The organism is Thiomicrorhabdus hydrogeniphila (genome assembly GCF_054656895.1).
In genome coordinates this window covers 949,384-963,749 of the sequence record NZ_BAAHXL010000001.1, presented here as the reverse complement: position 1 = coordinate 963,749, position 14,366 = coordinate 949,384, and the positions used below count along the sequence as shown (strand labels likewise).

Below are 14,366 nucleotides of genomic sequence, written 5' to 3'. Positions count from 1 at the left end.
AAGAAAAACAAGATAGAATCCTTTAGATTCAGGCTACCACTCTACAGTGGCCAATATTTATTAAGCCACTGTGTTGCAACACCTGGGCGCGCCGTATTACCAGTCATTCCTACATCTTTATAAACTAAACGTACATCAGCCACTTTTTCTGAAGTAATTGTGTTATCTGGCTGAATATCTTCTGGTCTAATAATACCCGCAAACTGAACAACCTCATCACCATCGTGAATCGTAATCCACTTTTCACCACGTATAACTAGATTGCCATTGGGAATAACTTCCACCACAGTAACCGCTATAGAGCCTGTTAAACTTGAGTTTTGTTTAACGTCACTTTTACCAGAAAAATCATTTTGAGACCCATAACCTAAACTTAACCCTTTTAAAGGTGAAGTTACTGCACTCACCGCATTACCCACAATATTATTGGGCGTGGTCACACTAAATGGCGTGGTTACCCCATAGTCTTGATTATTCGATTTATTATATTTTGCTTCATCTTTCTTTTTAGCTACCATACTTTCACTTAAAGCAATCGTAATAATATCGCCTACTTTATGGGCCCTGGCATCATTAAACAATGTCATTGCGCCATTTTGGTATAAAGAGCCATTTTTTGGCTGCGCTGGCTTTGGGATATTTAAAGGATAACTTGGTGCATAACTCATGTGTTGCATTCTTTCGGGGGTACTTGTTGTACAACCAGTTAACACCAAAGCACCAAGCAATAAACCAAAGGTAGCAATTTTTTTATTCATTAGCGTTTTCATTTTTCTCATCCTATTCTCTTTTACTCTAAAGTAAGTAGAGAGCTCTTTCGATCACTCCCTTATAAATTAGGTATTATTATTGAGATATTGCATCATGCCGTCAGCGGCAGAAATAGCTTTTGAATTCATTTCATAGGTTCTTTGCGCTTCAATCATGCCAATCAGTTCTTCAACTGTATTTACGTTTGAAGCCTCTAAAGCACCCTGCGTTACTGAACCCGCTTCTTCTGTTTGAGGGTTATTCGTATTAGGCGTTCCACTTGCAGTGGTTTCTCTATAAAAGTTATGCCCAATAGACTCTAAACCTGCTGGGTTAATAAAAGTAGCCAGCTCAATTTGACCTACTTCATTTTGGTCAACATTGCCAGGCTGAGATACCGTAACTACACCATCACTTGAAATAGAAATTTCGGTGGCATCTTGAGGTATGTTTATATTTGGCTCTAGTAAATACCCTGATGACGTCACAATGTCACCATCTTGGTTGACTTGAAATGAACCATCACGGGTATACATTAAGTCACCATTTTGGTCTAAAGTCTGAAAGAAACCTTTACCTTCAACCGCAATATCCAGTTGATTATCTGTCACCATCAAATTACCTTGAGTATGAATTTTTTGCACACCCACAGCTTTTACACCAGTACCAAGCTGTAATCCAGATGGCAAGGTATTTGCCTCATCTTGCGTGGCCTGAGCACCTGGCTGGCGAATGTTTTGGTACATCAAATCATCAAACTCTGCTCGCCCAGATTTGTAGCCATAAGTATTTGCGTTTGCTAAGTTATTAGAGATGGCGGCCAAACGAAATTGCTGAGCTTCTAAGCCCGTTTTTGCAACATATAATGCTCTATTCATTTTATTCCCCTAAATTAACTAATCGACAACAGTGAATCAGATTTTTGAGCATGACTTTTAGCCGTTGCCATCATCTTTACCTGCATTTCGTATTTTCTGGATAGTTCAATCATATTGACTAAAGCTTCGGCGGTATTCACATTACTGCCTTCTAAAGCACCGCTCACAATATTCACAGGTTCTTGGTTTAAAGCAGGCGCGCCATCTTTTAATCGAGCGTATCCGTCCAATCCCTTTTCTAAATCATCAACATTAGGTTTAACCAACCTTACTCGATCTAAAACAACCAACTGATTACTCTGTGAGTCTGCGGGTACGATAGAGATGGTGCCATCATCACCAATGGCAATACTTTTAACAGGAGGAATATTAATTGGTGCCCCCCCTTCATTTAAAATTGGATTGCCTTTTACATCGACCAAGCTTCCATCTTCCAATATTTGCATACTGGCGGTTTTTACATAAGCCTCATCACCAGCTGGTGATTGAACGCCAATAAACCCTTCTGAATTGGCCGCAATATCTAGTTCACGCCCCGTGACTTTTAATGCGCCTGCCGAAAAATCAGTAGCAGGCCTTTCATCCAGAGAGTAAGCACGTGAATCCCAGCCTGGACCTTCAACATCCTGCGCTCTAAAGATATTAAAATCTTTTTTAAAGCCATCCGTATTTGCATTTGCTAAGTTGTTAGCGTTGTTCGCCTGTGAAAGCATGACTTCTTTTGCGCCACTCATTGCGATATACAGCATACGATCCATGACATTGCTCCAAACTAGGTTGATGTATCTTTCAAAAAACTTTTAGTCAAAAAGAGGATGAGTATGTTTTACTCACCCTATTAACCTGAAACACATATATTTAGTTGGGTCTAATTGCCCGAAAGTGTTTCCCTTGTGCGTTAGCATTTTGACACGCTATTGCGCTCATCAAATTATTTAGCAGAGACTATGCCAAAATAATTGTTTTTATTACTCAAGTTTTTTAGAAAATGGTCGATAAACCTATATGTGGGAGTTTGAAGCGTAAATTTAAGATATAAAAAAGCCGGTAACAAAGTACCGGCAAGACCAGAAAACGAAAAACTTAACGCATTACAAGTTTAAAATTGTTTGCGTCAATGTTTGTGATGTTGAAAGAACTTGTGCAGAAGCTTGGTAAGTTCTTTGGGTTTGAATCATATTTACCAACTCAGCGGTTGTATCAACGTTTGAATATTCTAAAGAACCTGACACAATGGAACCAAATCCATTTTCTTCTGGTTGCCCTAATTGAACGGCACCAGATGAATAGGTTTGAGCATAAGTTTGCCCACCCAATTTTTCCATGGCATTTTTATCGGTAAACGTTGCTACTGCTAATTGTGCAACGGGAATTGAACGTCCGTTTGAATAACGCGCTTCAATCACACCACTAGAATCGGTTGTTAAACCAACTAAATCACCAATAGAGTAACCATTTTGAGTAGTACCACGCTGATTATAACTACCTGCAAACTGACTCATATCTCCAAAATCAAGAGATATCCCAGCGGCATCGCCCAATGGATCTGTTGCACCCGTTGATGGGTTATCTACCACAAAATCTAACGTTGGAGTAACCTTGACATCCGGTGTTGCACTTGTTGGGTCAAATGCACCTAAATACCCACCATTGGTATCAAAACGTAATTCATACACTTTACCCTGGTCACCGGTAGTGGAATCATGCCCAGTGTATGTTGTATTGCCCGAATCATCGGTTGCTGTTACCGTATACTGCGCCAACCATGAAGAGTATTTCACCCCTGAACCTGCGGCTACCGTATTACCATCCGCATCAATTAACGATGTGGCTTGTGGCTCTACTGAATCTTTATAAAAGTTGGCATTTAAAGTATGTTCACCCCCTAAACTATCATTAATCGTCATAGGGTAAAAATAGTCAGGAAAGCCATCATAAGCATTTGAATTATCATCACCAGGTGTCGTTAGTTGTGTTAAATCCGTACCAACAGAAACACCAGTAGAATCAACGTTATCAACTTCTTCACCATCAAGGTTAATGTCATAAACCATTTCAGAGGTTGCTTTTGGCTCTTTATTTAACGCATCTAAATCAATAGAAGAGAGAGCGGTACTAAATACAGGATCGGTTTCAGTTGATAAACTTTCATTTAATAAATACCCTTGAACTTCATTACCAGACTGGTCTGTCAAAAGTCCTTCTGAATCCAATTTAAATGAACCATTACGTGTATAAATATTGTCATATTTACCTGTTTGATCTTGTAGAACAAAAAAACCTTCGCCATTCATGGCCATATCTAAATCACGGCCAGTATCACTTACAGTACCTTGGGTAAAATCTTGGGTAATCGCTTCTACACGAACACCCGAACCTGGTGAGGTTTGTGCGCCAGAAAACATATCTGCAAATTCAGCACGAGAACTCTTAAAACCAACTGATTGCGCGTTGGCTAAGTTGTTAGAAATAACCGATAATCCGTTAGATGCTGCATTAATACCACTTAAAGCATTTAAATCAAATGAAGCCATGGTGACTCTCCCATTCTATGTGTTTTGTGTATTTATTTAGTTTGCATTTTCATAAATGCGTTAATTGTTTAACTTGTTCTATAGTTATAATTAATCAGCATAAAACAGATTAATTTACGGCTCTATTTACCCGCTAATCTCACGTACTGTATCCATAGCGACCTTCTCGCCAGTTGCTAGCGTTAACGTCATGCTACCGTCTGTATTTATGCCAATCGAATTCACTCTTGAAGGCACAACGGTATTGATAGACTGAAGATCTCCATCACTATTCGTTCCATAGGCCGTTAATGAATAAACACCTGATGTTTTAGCATTGTCATAATTATCTAAACCGCTCCAATCAACCACTTTGTCTCCAGCTTGCATATCACTCAAACTCATTTCTTTAACCACTCCATTTTCATCACTAATCACAACATTAACATCCGTTAATGGCTGGTCTGCAGATAATGTAAACTGAGAAATCGCGCCTTCTGTATGAGAAAAATCTTCACCATTGACTTGAACATTTTTACCAATAATTGAAGCCGCCTGCATAGTTTGTAGATTTTGAAAACCTTGAGTCATAGCCACAATCGAATCATTCATTTCCGTTGTTGCTTGAAGCTGACTCATTTGAGTTAAATCCGTAACAAATGAAGTTGCATCCATCGGATCAGATGGGTCTTGGTTTTGCAATTGCGTGGTTAATAGCGTTAAAAAATCTTCTTGCCCCATCACCGTATCGGTTCCTGAAAGACTTGAACTTGTGCTTTCTTGCAATGCTGTTAAGTAATCTGAATTACCCGATGTAATATCTGGAAAATAATCTGCCATAACTTACTCCTTAACCTATTGACCCAACTGAATGGTGCGTAGTAATAATTGCTTTGAGGTATTCATCACTTCAATGTTTGTTTCATACGAACGTGATGCCGACATCATATTTGCCATCTCTTCAACCACATTTACATTCGGTTTATAGATGTATCCATCCTTATCGGCCATTGGATGATTTGGGCTGTACTCCATAATAGGTGGCGCCTCGCTTTCTGCAATTTCTTTTACTCTAACACCACCAGTAGGTTCATTACCCTGGCCTTCTAAAATCGTTTGAAAAACAGGCTGTTTAGATTTGTATGTTTCATCTTTATTTGAACTCACACTATCTGCATTAGCCATATTAGAGGCAATGGTATTTAAACGAACAGTTTGTGCATGCATCCCCGAAGCGGAAATATCTAAAATATTGAACATTGACATTTTTATCTCTCTTTACTCATGGCTATTCACCACGAAGTGCTCCACGAATGCCTGAAATTTTGCCATTTAGAAACTCTAAGGTGGCTTGTTGTTGCAAGGCGTTTTCCATAAATTGTGCTTTTTCAATATGTGTTTCAACCGTATTGCCATCCAATGATGGCTGAGTAGGCTGTCTGTACATTAAATATTGTGATGTAGAGGTAAAACCACTATCACCACTAATATGACCAGAATCTGTTTTACTCATCTCTACTTCATAAGGGCTTTTACTTTGAGCACTGGCATCTTTCATCGCCGCTCTAAAGTCAATGTCTCTAGCCTTAAAATTAGGGGTATCTTCATTTGCCAAATTATTGGCTAACACCTGACCTCTTTCAGTTCTAATTTTTAAGGCGGCTTCATGAATACCAAAAATAGACTCTGACATTTAAGTTTCCTTATGATGTTTTAAGTGAAAGTATTTTTTGACACTTACACCCTTTAGTAATGTGAAGGTAGCAACAGAGATGCCAAACTGAACTTTTTTGCAATATTTACTTAAAAAAGACTAAAGTTTTTGAAAAAGTGTCGGTTATCGGCCGATTTTTAAAAACTTTAATAAAAAAGCGGAAAATATTGCCACCTACAATACGGCAAGAAAATATAACCATATAAAACAGGCAATTAGCGTAAAAAACAATTATGTAAAAAGTAATAAAAAAGAATTTTTTATCAATTTACCAGGCCTGGTAAATCCAATAGACATCTGCTTAATAACCACACATAATGCAGATAATAGCCCGCTATTATCAAGTTATTTAACGAATATTAGGTGATTTCTATCCATTTCTAACCGTGTTTTGATTCGTATAAATAGGCTCTTTTAGATATAAAAAAACCTGTTAAAAAACAGGCTTATTGATATTTATAAACTCTTACGTAGCTTCACCAAGCTCTAACTCTATCACCAACTTGAATTAGGCCTTTTTTGGCAGTTACCTCAGCAACAGCAAACTTTGGCAAAATACGAGTAATTTTTAAAAAGGCACCGGGTAATTGATCTGTCCCTAAGTCTTGGCCACCAAATCGTACAGGCCTACCTGTTTTATGATAAACCGCTAAATCATCACCAACCTTGGCTCCTGAGTTAGCATTAAGATAAATAATATATTCATTATCTCTAACATCAATCACTTCACTTTCAAAAGATTTACAATTTAAATAATCCATTGAATCAGTGACTTCTTGATTTAAAAGAGCATGAAATACCTTGCCGGTATTGGTTGCAAAAAAAGCATTAGAGCCAAAAGGTCGGTCTCTACCCACAACAACATCACCATGCACATCAAACCCACCTCGTGACTGATGTACAACCTCATTATTAATTAAATCTACCAGGTACCAATCGGCCTCAACAAAACGATCACTTGGTTTTACTTCTAAATCATAAAGACGTTTCATACTATTAAGAACAGTATCTTCTTGATGCGAAGAGATGGAGCGTATTACAGTTAACAATAAATACTGCGCGCCAGTTTGATTACGAATATTTAACAGAGATTCAGAATCTAAGTTAGGTGCTACTTGGATATTATCTTGCAAATCAACAGGTTCATTTAGTCGCGTATAGTTTTTATATCCTTGATTACGAATTCTACGCTCTAACTCAAGCTGATAGCCATTTAGTAAATTTGAGATATCATTGGCTTGATTGGCAAAAGGAAAAACAACTGGGGCAATAGCTAGACGTGTTTGGTATTTATTACCAGGTAGATTTGAACAAACACTACTGTCCTCGGTTAAACAGACCTTCATGGTTACTTCGTAATTTAACGGGCCTATTTTGGTTTTACCATACATATCACTGGCTTCTTCGTAGCCTTCTTTTAATACATCAAAACTTTTGACCTTACTGTTTGAAATGAATCGGCTGCTATCAAGCTTAAGTTGATACCCCTCAACAGACTGGTCTGTCTTAACCACTACATTATTTTTTAAACTGGCCTGCTGTAACGCATCTCTAATTGCCATTTTTCTGGCAAAAGCTTTACTTACACCGTCAGAACTAGCAGAACCTTTAACCACAACACACTGCTCTTGGCCATTAGCTACGGCAGTGTTTGCAGAACCGTTATTGGGATTTGATGAATTTGAAGACATTGAATTTGGTGAGTCTTGACCTAATTGGCCTGCTGAATAACCACCAGCATTATTATTTAAGCCGCCCGTTGAAGCATTAGCAGATCCGTTACCTGATTGACCGCCATTTTTATCGGCCGAGTTATTATCAATGCCATAATCTACAGCGCACTTATATTTTGGCGTATTGGGGTTTTCAATACAAACATCATTATAATTTAGCGCTGTCTCATCTGCATAAGACAACCCCATAAACATAAAAGTTATTGTTAATATGTGAATTAACGCTTTAGACAAATTCATTTTTAAGCCTGGTGCTGCTTCAGTTTATTCATTTCATCAATACGGTTAACAACGGTATTGGCTAACTCATCAGAATGCCATTTAGATAAAAAGACATTAGCCCCAACTTTTTCTGTTAAGGACTCATTAAAACCACCACTTAATGAAGAGTTTAGAACAACAAAAATATCCTTAAGGCGATCGTCCTTACGAATACTGGTCGTTAAGGTATAACCATCCATTTCAGGCATTTCGATATCTGATATCACCATTAATACACGTTCACTTACTTTGGACGAAATTCCCTTATCGGCATCATCAGCCCATTTTTTTAAAAATTCGAGTGCTAACTTACCATTATTTACTATCTTGTTGGCAATCCCCATTTTATCGAGAATATTTTTTAACTGACTACGCGCAACGGTTGAATCGTCAGCACCAAGCACAAAATATTCTTGATCTTTGGTTTTATCCATATGTGTTGAAATAAATTCATCAGACACCTCATTAGATAAACCTGACACTTCTGCCAAAACTTTTTCAACATCCACAATTTGTACTATTTGATCTTGGGCGCGAGTAATACCTGTCAAATAATTAACATTTTGTAAACTATCTGGGGGTGCCAAAATATCTTCCCAACGAAGATGGACAATTCGATCAACGTCTTCTACCAAAAAACCTTGAATAGAACTATTAAATTCAGTCACAATTGTTAAGCTTTCTGAATATTTTTTTGGGTCAACGGGCTCTAGATCTAAAGATTTGGCTAAATCAATCATTGGCATAGTATGGCCACGAATATCAGCAACCCCCACAACTCTAGGGTCTGCTTTAGGCACTGACGAGATCTCTGGTGTTCTAATCACCTCTCGTACTTTAAATACATTAATCCCAAAAAGCTGCTTGCCTTTTATTGTAAAAAGAAGAAGCTCCATTCGGTTCATACCTGCAAGAGATGTTCTTTGATCAACCCCTTTTAAAAAGCTCGACATGTTAAGGCCACCTTATTCCATTTAAATCTATTTGCATATCTATCGGTATTTCATACAGTTTATATTCAGTAACATGAATGATCTTGAATTAAACTACGTTGAATCTTTACCTAAGTTACTCTATCTTCATCACTTTCAAAGCCATTCACAGTCGTGTTAGACTGAGCGCATGAAAACAACTAAACTACTCACCATCTTAGTTATTACCACCAACATGCTATTGGTAAATAGCCATGTCCTAGCAAATCAAACAACAAAGATTGAAGCTTCACAACCCAAAACTGAAACACAATCATATCAGTCTTTAGATGAGATACACCAACTTGTTACTAAGCATGTTAAGCAAAAAATTGACCAAAAGATATTTGACCCTAAAATTCAGCTTAGAAAACTATCACCGCAATTGCATTTACCACAGTGCAAAACGCCACTGCAACTTGTTGACAAAGACCTAGAGAACATCGTTGGACGAATAACCATAAGCGTACTTTGTGAGCAGCCTAAATGGCGAGTTTATGTTCCTGTTATTGTTGAAGGCAATATGCCTGTCATTATTTCGACTCATGGAATTCTAAAACGTGCCGTTATAAAAGCTGAAGATGTACAAAAAACGTTATTAAATTATAAAAATGTACCATCAGGCGCGATGATTAATATCAACAAAGTCATCGGCATGAGAACGAAAAGTTCAATTGGACCAAATAGAGTGATTAAAATTAATGACTTACAACCTCAATTTTGGGTCTTTAAAGACAAACAAGTTGATATTATTACCCGCATTGGAGGTATTGAAGTTAAAACAAGAGGCACCGCATTAAATGATGCCGTTGCAGACGAACAAGTAAAAATTAAAAACAATGCCAGTGAAAAAATCATTAAAGGCATAGTTATTGCTCCAAACAAAGTCTTAGTTCCATAAACTTTTTTTAAAAAAAACGTATTTTTTTCTAAAGCTTTCAATTATTTGCCGTTACAAAGGTTAGAAAGAAAAAATAATACTGTTAAAATGACAGTAATTACTAGGTGAGGCTAGAAAATGGATATTAAAAATTTAACCGCTAACGTTGCTGCAAACAGAGCAAATGAATCGGTAAAACCAAATCTTAAAGGTATGGAAGAAGGCAATATGCAATCTTCTGGTACGACAGCAAGTACAGATAAAGTCACATTAACGGATGTGTTATCGCAAGTTATGGATTTAGAAACACAGTCTAAAAATGTGGATATTGATAATTCAGCAAAAGTTTCAGCGATTAAAGCAGCTATTCAAGATGGCTCTTATCAAGTTGATACTCAAACAATTGCAGAAAAACTTATTCAAACAGAAGCACTTTTTTCAAAGGCTTAATACTTTAGTATGACTGATCAAGTAAACGACTTACACTCTCCTCAATTTTCCTCACTCATTGAGGAACTGTGTCCGTTACTCGATCAGTTCTCTTCTACGCTCGATACCGAATCTGAGTGTATTAAAAAAAACCTTCCTGAACAACTTCTTGAAACGGCTAATATAAAAAACCAATTAGCGAACCAGTTAACAATTGTCACCACTAAAATTGAAAGTATTCTAACGCCTTCTGGTTTAAGTCTAAATACCCTGCAAAATAGCCCTGAATTTAATGCCTTAAAAAAAGTTACGCAAAATCATATTGCCGAAATAATGGTTAAACTTGAAATTTGTCACGATAAAAACTTATCCAATGGCATGTCTATCAAAATGATTAGCAACATCAACAAACATGTACTTGATTTAATTTCAGGCAAAAAACACGACGTAAAACTATACGGTTCAAAGGGTCAAAAAACCATTTCTAGCGGATCTCAAAGTTCACTGGGTAAAGCGTAACCTTTTCCCAAATACATTCTCTATAAATTCTTAAGTTAAATTTAGTGATAACTTTAGCCTGGCGTATTTAATGCTTAATATTCGATATTGTTTTAATCATCCCTTTTATTACAAGAGACTATTACACGAGTAAGATGCGCGGGAAATTGTGAAAAAATATGTAAATAAAAATGATTCCGTCATTTTGTTAGAACGTTTTAAAAATATTTCCTAACATTTATTTTGATTAAAGAGTTTTTAAATTCATACCCTTTTTTGTAATAAACTAACTTAATTATTATTGAGCTAATAATACATAATATTAACTCACATAACTTTGAAATGACTTAGAGAGACACCTTATGCGTAAAGACCAACGTTCTTATTATCGAATTGACGTCATCATGCCATGCAGTTACCGTATTTTGACAACAGAAGAAGCCGAAAACACATTGTTACCGACGTCACCTGATGCCAAATACATTGAAGAATACTTTATGGAAAACTTATCCCAACTGGATGAGCAAATTAATGAAGTTATCTCTCACATAAACCAAAAAAGTTCTTTACTCGCTTCTGCATTAACAGCCATGAACAGTAAAATCAATTTTTTACTGCAAACCGTTGATGAAAAGCAATTAACGAGAGCCATTCCTCAAAGATTGGTTAATTTAAGTGGAAGCGGTATTGCCATTGATGTTGAAGATGATGTGCAAATTACCGATAAAGTAGACTTACTAATCAAGCCTTTATCGAATGAAACTCCTATCTTAGTGCGTTGTGACATTGTTAAAATCACACCATTAGCAGATGGTTCTCCTGGCGTAACGATTGCACTTGCTTACCAAGCACTTTCTGAAGATGACCGACGTAAACTAGTGTATTTTGTTCAAGCTAAAGAGATTGAGTTTGCCCAAAAGAAACGTCATCAAGAACAGAATAAGTCGTAATTTGAGTCCTTTTTACGAGTGAGACACTTGTATAAAATCTGCCTAATTGCTACAAATAATGCCGATAACCGCCAGCTATTAACAAGTTGTTAAACCATAATCTGTTGAATTATAACCATTTTTAACGGTGCATTGACTCGTGCAAAAGTCTCAATTTCTAAATATTTGCCCAAAACACAACGTACATCACTCTCTTTTAGGTAAGTTAGTTTATGACTCACTTGCCTCCAAGATTTAGGCAAAAAAAAGCACCTTATTTCATAAGATAATGTATCTAATAAAATAAGATGCTTTTGCTAAAAATTTGAGTAAATGTCTAAATGCGTTAATCTAACTTTTGTGCGTTTTATCCATCTATGGATAAGCGTAACGCTTATCACTTCTTTCTGCTTTTTTGTTTGGAGACTTCTCTTCATCTATAAATTTAGAAAGCTTTTTTTCAAGCGCCTGTATTTTAGCCAAGCCTCTGTCAACTTTAACAGCACTTTCCTTTTGAGTTTCCGATGAATCTCTAATAACTTTATTTTGTTTGGCAACTTTACTTTCTAAAATTCTTACACGAGTACTAATACTTGCCGCATCAGCCACTCCTTGCCATACAAACATGGAAAGCATTAAACCTACAATGACTTTTTTGACTATCATACTATATTCCTTCTATCACTTAACTGATTACTAAATACATCATTGATGACACCTAGTAATTTGATAAATTTAGTATGAACCTATTTTATAAGCCGTTTCAGGATCAATAACATTTGTTCTTGAACTTGAATATACAAAAGCTTCTTCAAAGAATTTTTTGTCAACAAGTACCTCTAAAACGGTTTCATAGTTATGGTCAGCCATAGGGGTAACACTAACGACTTTTGCCCCTCTAACAACCGCATTAACACGCGCTCTAAAACTATCATTTTTGGCTGTTAACGTTGATACTGAAGTATTACTATCAATCTTAATACCATACAACTGTTCCGCTAAAGCTCTGTATGCATCAAGTTTAGAGGCACGAATTGCCATCAAACGTCTTTGACCAGATGTATAAGCGGCATAAGTACTTTCGGCACCGTAACCAATACCTGTAATTTTTAACAGTTCAGGCTTTTTTTCAGGTACTTTTTTAGGTTGCACAACCGTTGATGCTACGGGTTGAGCATGAACGGGTGTCATTGCCGTTGCATTTTGCTCATTTCCAACACAACCTGTTAGCGCAAAAGCACTGGCTAGTCCAGCAATTAAAATCGAACGCTTCTTCATGGTTTATACTCCACTTTTACTCAAATATTTACTCAAAATTTGTTTAATATTTATATTAGAAGGCTTTTTATAAAGCCTTTATTTACACTGTCCGCTCTCTGAACAGCTCATTTTATTTAGGTCGTAATCTTTACCGTATTCATAATCATTCTTTAACTGAGAAGTTGAATAATAATCTGGTTTTTTCATCGTATCTTCTTCAATCAACCCGATTGTTTCAGCCACGACTAAGGTTTTATTTTTTACCTTTGTTAAAAACGAATTTGAAGCACATCCCGATAGAAATAGAGATGTCACCACAATTATGTATAAAGTCCGCATCGTTTCATCCTTTTTATTAAGGATAAGAGTCGCCTACTGATTGGTCATAAAACCCACCATCTGGCGCTGTATATTGATATCTATTTTTATCCGCTGCTTTTTTGGCTTTTTCTTGTTTTGCCATTTTTTCAGCTTGTTCAACCAACACCTGCTTTTCTACTGTTTTAATGCTATGAATCAAAGTGGCATATTGAGCTTGTATCTTCTTCACTCGTGTATTCACTTCATTAATGCGTCTTTGCGCAGAAATTAATTTTTTATTTACCGAGCTTACTTTATTCATTAACTCTGAGTCTGCCACCCCAACCGATTTAGTTATTGCCGGTGACACTGGAGCACTTACAACGTTATTACCGGCATGATTTTTATCCGTAGCTGGCGCACTTAGTCCTAAAGGATCAATAATGCTATTTTCAGCAGGAGCCGCAACTTGACCTATTTTGCCAACATCTTCAGTTAATTGTTCTAATTGAAATGCCAAGGCATCTAACTTTTTCTCTACCGACTTAACCGATTTTTCGGCAGATTGTGCCGCTTGTCCATTATGTTCAGTTGAAACTTTAATGGTTTCTATTAATGTATGTGTATCTTCATCCATTCCTGCAGATGACGCCGATAAAGCGCCCCAAATACCAATACCTATTGCTATAAGCGCTAACACACTAAGAATAGAACCAAATATAATGATAAGTTTTTTTATAGAATCCATATCTTTCGCCGCTGCCTTAGAATTTTTTGATGATTGTGCTTTGCCACGCTTAACTAATATCTCTTCATTTGCCAATTGTTCAGTGTCTTTTTCTGGCTCTATATTCAGCTTTGGAATATCTTCTTTTGTGGCTTTGGCTGTTTTTACTACAGGCTCAGAAACACCGACTACTTCCGGCTCAGCATCTGGAGAAACCAAGTCATCTAACGAATCTAAAGAGTCCAATAAATCTTCATCCTCAGCACTTAAATTAGTTGATTCTTCAGGTATTTCTAAATTATCTTCTACTTGCTCACTGTCATCTAAGTTATCAGATACAGCCTCAAGCTCCGCCTCATCCAATAAGGCGTCGATACTTTCAAGATCGTTAGGATCAAATGTTCCGTCAGTAGTAGCCACTAAATACTTCCTTAAACATACATAGAGCAATCACTTTTCAGCAAAAAACTCAAAGTACAATTATTGTGGGTAAAAAAGGTGAAAGATGAAGGTTTGTTAGGTG

The 14,366-nt window shown here is 36.7% G+C and carries 18 protein-coding genes; 4 read left to right on the top strand and 14 right to left on the bottom strand.

The window, feature by feature from the left end; genetic code table 11:
- Nucleotides 1–41: 41 nt before the first annotated feature.
- The 9 genes from ACYQ0E_RS04200 to ACYQ0E_RS04160 all read right to left on the bottom strand — a co-directional run bounded on the left by ACYQ0E_RS04200 (nucleotide 42) and on the right by ACYQ0E_RS04160 (nucleotide 8,802).
- Nucleotides 42–770 (bottom strand): flagellar basal body L-ring protein FlgH, encoded by a 729-nt coding sequence (locus ACYQ0E_RS04200; RefSeq protein ID WP_460186997.1) that lies wholly within the window; start codon nucleotides 768–770, stop codon nucleotides 42–44.
- Between the two features lie 66 nt (nucleotides 771–836).
- Complete coding sequence (gene flgG, locus ACYQ0E_RS04195) at nucleotides 837–1,628, bottom strand: flagellar basal-body rod protein FlgG (protein WP_460186996.1); 792 nt, start codon at nucleotides 1,626–1,628, stop codon at nucleotides 837–839.
- Nucleotides 1,629–1,642: 14 nt separating this feature from the next.
- Complete coding sequence (locus tag ACYQ0E_RS04190) at nucleotides 1,643–2,386, bottom strand: flagellar basal body rod protein FlgF (RefSeq protein WP_460186995.1); 744 nt, start codon at nucleotides 2,384–2,386, stop codon at nucleotides 1,643–1,645.
- A 333-nt stretch (nucleotides 2,387–2,719) separates the two neighbouring features.
- Nucleotides 2,720–4,162, bottom strand: a complete 1,443-nt coding sequence (locus tag ACYQ0E_RS04185; protein ID WP_460186994.1) for a flagellar hook protein FlgE — start codon at nucleotides 4,160–4,162, stop codon at nucleotides 2,720–2,722.
- Nucleotides 4,163–4,288: 126 nt separating this feature from the next.
- The gene (locus ACYQ0E_RS04180; RefSeq protein ID WP_460186993.1) at nucleotides 4,289–4,981 is read right to left on the bottom strand and encodes a flagellar hook assembly protein FlgD; all 693 of its coding nucleotides are present in this window, start codon (nucleotides 4,979–4,981) and stop codon (nucleotides 4,289–4,291) included.
- A 15-nt stretch (nucleotides 4,982–4,996) separates the two neighbouring features.
- Nucleotides 4,997–5,407, bottom strand: a complete 411-nt coding sequence (gene flgC / locus ACYQ0E_RS04175) for a flagellar basal body rod protein FlgC (RefSeq protein ID WP_460186992.1) — start codon at nucleotides 5,405–5,407, stop codon at nucleotides 4,997–4,999.
- A 22-nt stretch (nucleotides 5,408–5,429) separates the two neighbouring features.
- On the bottom strand, nucleotides 5,430–5,834 hold the full coding sequence (gene flgB / locus ACYQ0E_RS04170; RefSeq protein WP_460186991.1) for a flagellar basal body rod protein FlgB: 405 nt from the start codon (nucleotides 5,832–5,834) through the stop codon (nucleotides 5,430–5,432).
- A gap of 497 nt (nucleotides 5,835–6,331) precedes the next feature.
- Complete coding sequence (locus ACYQ0E_RS04165) at nucleotides 6,332–7,828, bottom strand: hypothetical protein (protein ID WP_460186990.1); 1,497 nt, start codon at nucleotides 7,826–7,828, stop codon at nucleotides 6,332–6,334.
- A 2-nt stretch (nucleotides 7,829–7,830) separates the two neighbouring features.
- On the bottom strand, nucleotides 7,831–8,802 hold the full coding sequence (locus ACYQ0E_RS04160) for a chemotaxis protein (protein WP_460186989.1): 972 nt from the start codon (nucleotides 8,800–8,802) through the stop codon (nucleotides 7,831–7,833).
- A gap of 169 nt (nucleotides 8,803–8,971) precedes the next feature.
- Between ACYQ0E_RS04160 and flgA the strand changes: the two genes are divergently transcribed.
- From flgA to ACYQ0E_RS04140, 4 genes are all read left to right on the top strand, one after another.
- Nucleotides 8,972–9,721: a flagellar basal body P-ring formation chaperone FlgA gene (gene flgA / locus ACYQ0E_RS04155; RefSeq protein WP_460186988.1), complete on the top strand. Its 750-nt coding sequence runs from the start codon at nucleotides 8,972–8,974 to the stop codon at nucleotides 9,719–9,721.
- A gap of 117 nt (nucleotides 9,722–9,838) precedes the next feature.
- On the top strand, nucleotides 9,839–10,150 hold the full coding sequence (flgM, locus tag ACYQ0E_RS04150; protein ID WP_460186987.1) for a flagellar biosynthesis anti-sigma factor FlgM: 312 nt from the start codon (nucleotides 9,839–9,841) through the stop codon (nucleotides 10,148–10,150).
- Between the two features lie 9 nt (nucleotides 10,151–10,159).
- Nucleotides 10,160–10,648 (top strand): flagella synthesis protein FlgN, encoded by a 489-nt coding sequence (locus ACYQ0E_RS04145; RefSeq protein ID WP_460186986.1) that lies wholly within the window; start codon nucleotides 10,160–10,162, stop codon nucleotides 10,646–10,648.
- 341 nt (nucleotides 10,649–10,989) lie between these two features.
- Nucleotides 10,990–11,577, top strand: a complete 588-nt coding sequence (locus ACYQ0E_RS04140) for a PilZ domain-containing protein (RefSeq protein WP_460186985.1) — start codon at nucleotides 10,990–10,992, stop codon at nucleotides 11,575–11,577.
- 89 nt (nucleotides 11,578–11,666) lie between these two features.
- On the opposite strand, the gene ACYQ0E_RS04135 is transcribed toward ACYQ0E_RS04140, so the two are convergent.
- The 5 genes from ACYQ0E_RS04135 to ACYQ0E_RS04115 all read right to left on the bottom strand — a co-directional run bounded on the left by ACYQ0E_RS04135 (nucleotide 11,667) and on the right by ACYQ0E_RS04115 (nucleotide 14,263).
- Entirely contained in the window at nucleotides 11,667–11,798 is a 132-nt protein-coding gene (locus ACYQ0E_RS04135) for a hypothetical protein (RefSeq protein WP_460186984.1), read from the bottom strand.
- Nucleotides 11,799–11,931: 133 nt separating this feature from the next.
- Nucleotides 11,932–12,222: a hypothetical protein gene (locus ACYQ0E_RS04130; protein WP_460186983.1), complete on the bottom strand. Its 291-nt coding sequence runs from the start codon at nucleotides 12,220–12,222 to the stop codon at nucleotides 11,932–11,934.
- 69 nt (nucleotides 12,223–12,291) lie between these two features.
- Nucleotides 12,292–12,834: an LPP20 family lipoprotein gene (locus tag ACYQ0E_RS04125; protein ID WP_460186982.1), complete on the bottom strand. Its 543-nt coding sequence runs from the start codon at nucleotides 12,832–12,834 to the stop codon at nucleotides 12,292–12,294.
- A gap of 78 nt (nucleotides 12,835–12,912) precedes the next feature.
- Nucleotides 12,913–13,155 (bottom strand): hypothetical protein, encoded by a 243-nt coding sequence (locus tag ACYQ0E_RS04120; protein ID WP_460186981.1) that lies wholly within the window; start codon nucleotides 13,153–13,155, stop codon nucleotides 12,913–12,915.
- A gap of 16 nt (nucleotides 13,156–13,171) precedes the next feature.
- Nucleotides 13,172–14,263, bottom strand: a complete 1,092-nt coding sequence (locus ACYQ0E_RS04115) for a hypothetical protein (protein WP_460186980.1) — start codon at nucleotides 14,261–14,263, stop codon at nucleotides 13,172–13,174.
- Between the last annotated feature and the right edge of the window lie 103 nt (nucleotides 14,264–14,366).

What these genes read in the sequence shown, in the direction of transcription:
- ACYQ0E_RS04200 (WP_460186997.1), bottom strand. Translation starts at nt 770, where the DNA reads ATGAAAACGCTAATGAATAAAAAAATTGCTACCTTTGGTTTATTGCTT.
- flgG (WP_460186996.1), bottom strand. Translation starts at nt 1,628, where the DNA reads ATGAATAGAGCATTATATGTTGCAAAAACGGGCTTAGAAGCTCAGCAA.
- ACYQ0E_RS04190 (WP_460186995.1), bottom strand. Translation starts at nt 2,386, where the DNA reads ATGGATCGTATGCTGTATATCGCAATGAGTGGCGCAAAAGAAGTCATG.
- ACYQ0E_RS04185 (WP_460186994.1), bottom strand. Translation starts at nt 4,162, where the DNA reads ATGGCTTCATTTGATTTAAATGCTTTAAGTGGTATTAATGCAGCATCT.
- ACYQ0E_RS04180 (WP_460186993.1), bottom strand. Translation starts at nt 4,981, where the DNA reads ATGGCAGATTATTTTCCAGATATTACATCGGGTAATTCAGATTACTTA.
- flgC (WP_460186992.1), bottom strand. Translation starts at nt 5,407, where the DNA reads ATGTCAATGTTCAATATTTTAGATATTTCCGCTTCGGGGATGCATGCA.
- flgB (WP_460186991.1), bottom strand. Translation starts at nt 5,834, where the DNA reads ATGTCAGAGTCTATTTTTGGTATTCATGAAGCCGCCTTAAAAATTAGA.
- ACYQ0E_RS04165 (WP_460186990.1), bottom strand. Translation starts at nt 7,828, where the DNA reads ATGAATTTGTCTAAAGCGTTAATTCACATATTAACAATAACTTTTATG.
- ACYQ0E_RS04160 (WP_460186989.1), bottom strand. Translation starts at nt 8,802, where the DNA reads ATGTCGAGCTTTTTAAAAGGGGTTGATCAAAGAACATCTCTTGCAGGT.
- flgA (WP_460186988.1), top strand. Translation starts at nt 8,972, where the DNA reads ATGAAAACAACTAAACTACTCACCATCTTAGTTATTACCACCAACATG.
- flgM (WP_460186987.1), top strand. Translation starts at nt 9,839, where the DNA reads ATGGATATTAAAAATTTAACCGCTAACGTTGCTGCAAACAGAGCAAAT.
- ACYQ0E_RS04145 (WP_460186986.1), top strand. Translation starts at nt 10,160, where the DNA reads ATGACTGATCAAGTAAACGACTTACACTCTCCTCAATTTTCCTCACTC.
- ACYQ0E_RS04140 (WP_460186985.1), top strand. Translation starts at nt 10,990, where the DNA reads ATGCGTAAAGACCAACGTTCTTATTATCGAATTGACGTCATCATGCCA.
- ACYQ0E_RS04130 (WP_460186983.1), bottom strand. Translation starts at nt 12,222, where the DNA reads ATGATAGTCAAAAAAGTCATTGTAGGTTTAATGCTTTCCATGTTTGTA.
- ACYQ0E_RS04125 (WP_460186982.1), bottom strand. Translation starts at nt 12,834, where the DNA reads ATGAAGAAGCGTTCGATTTTAATTGCTGGACTAGCCAGTGCTTTTGCG.
- ACYQ0E_RS04120 (WP_460186981.1), bottom strand. Translation starts at nt 13,155, where the DNA reads ATGCGGACTTTATACATAATTGTGGTGACATCTCTATTTCTATCGGGA.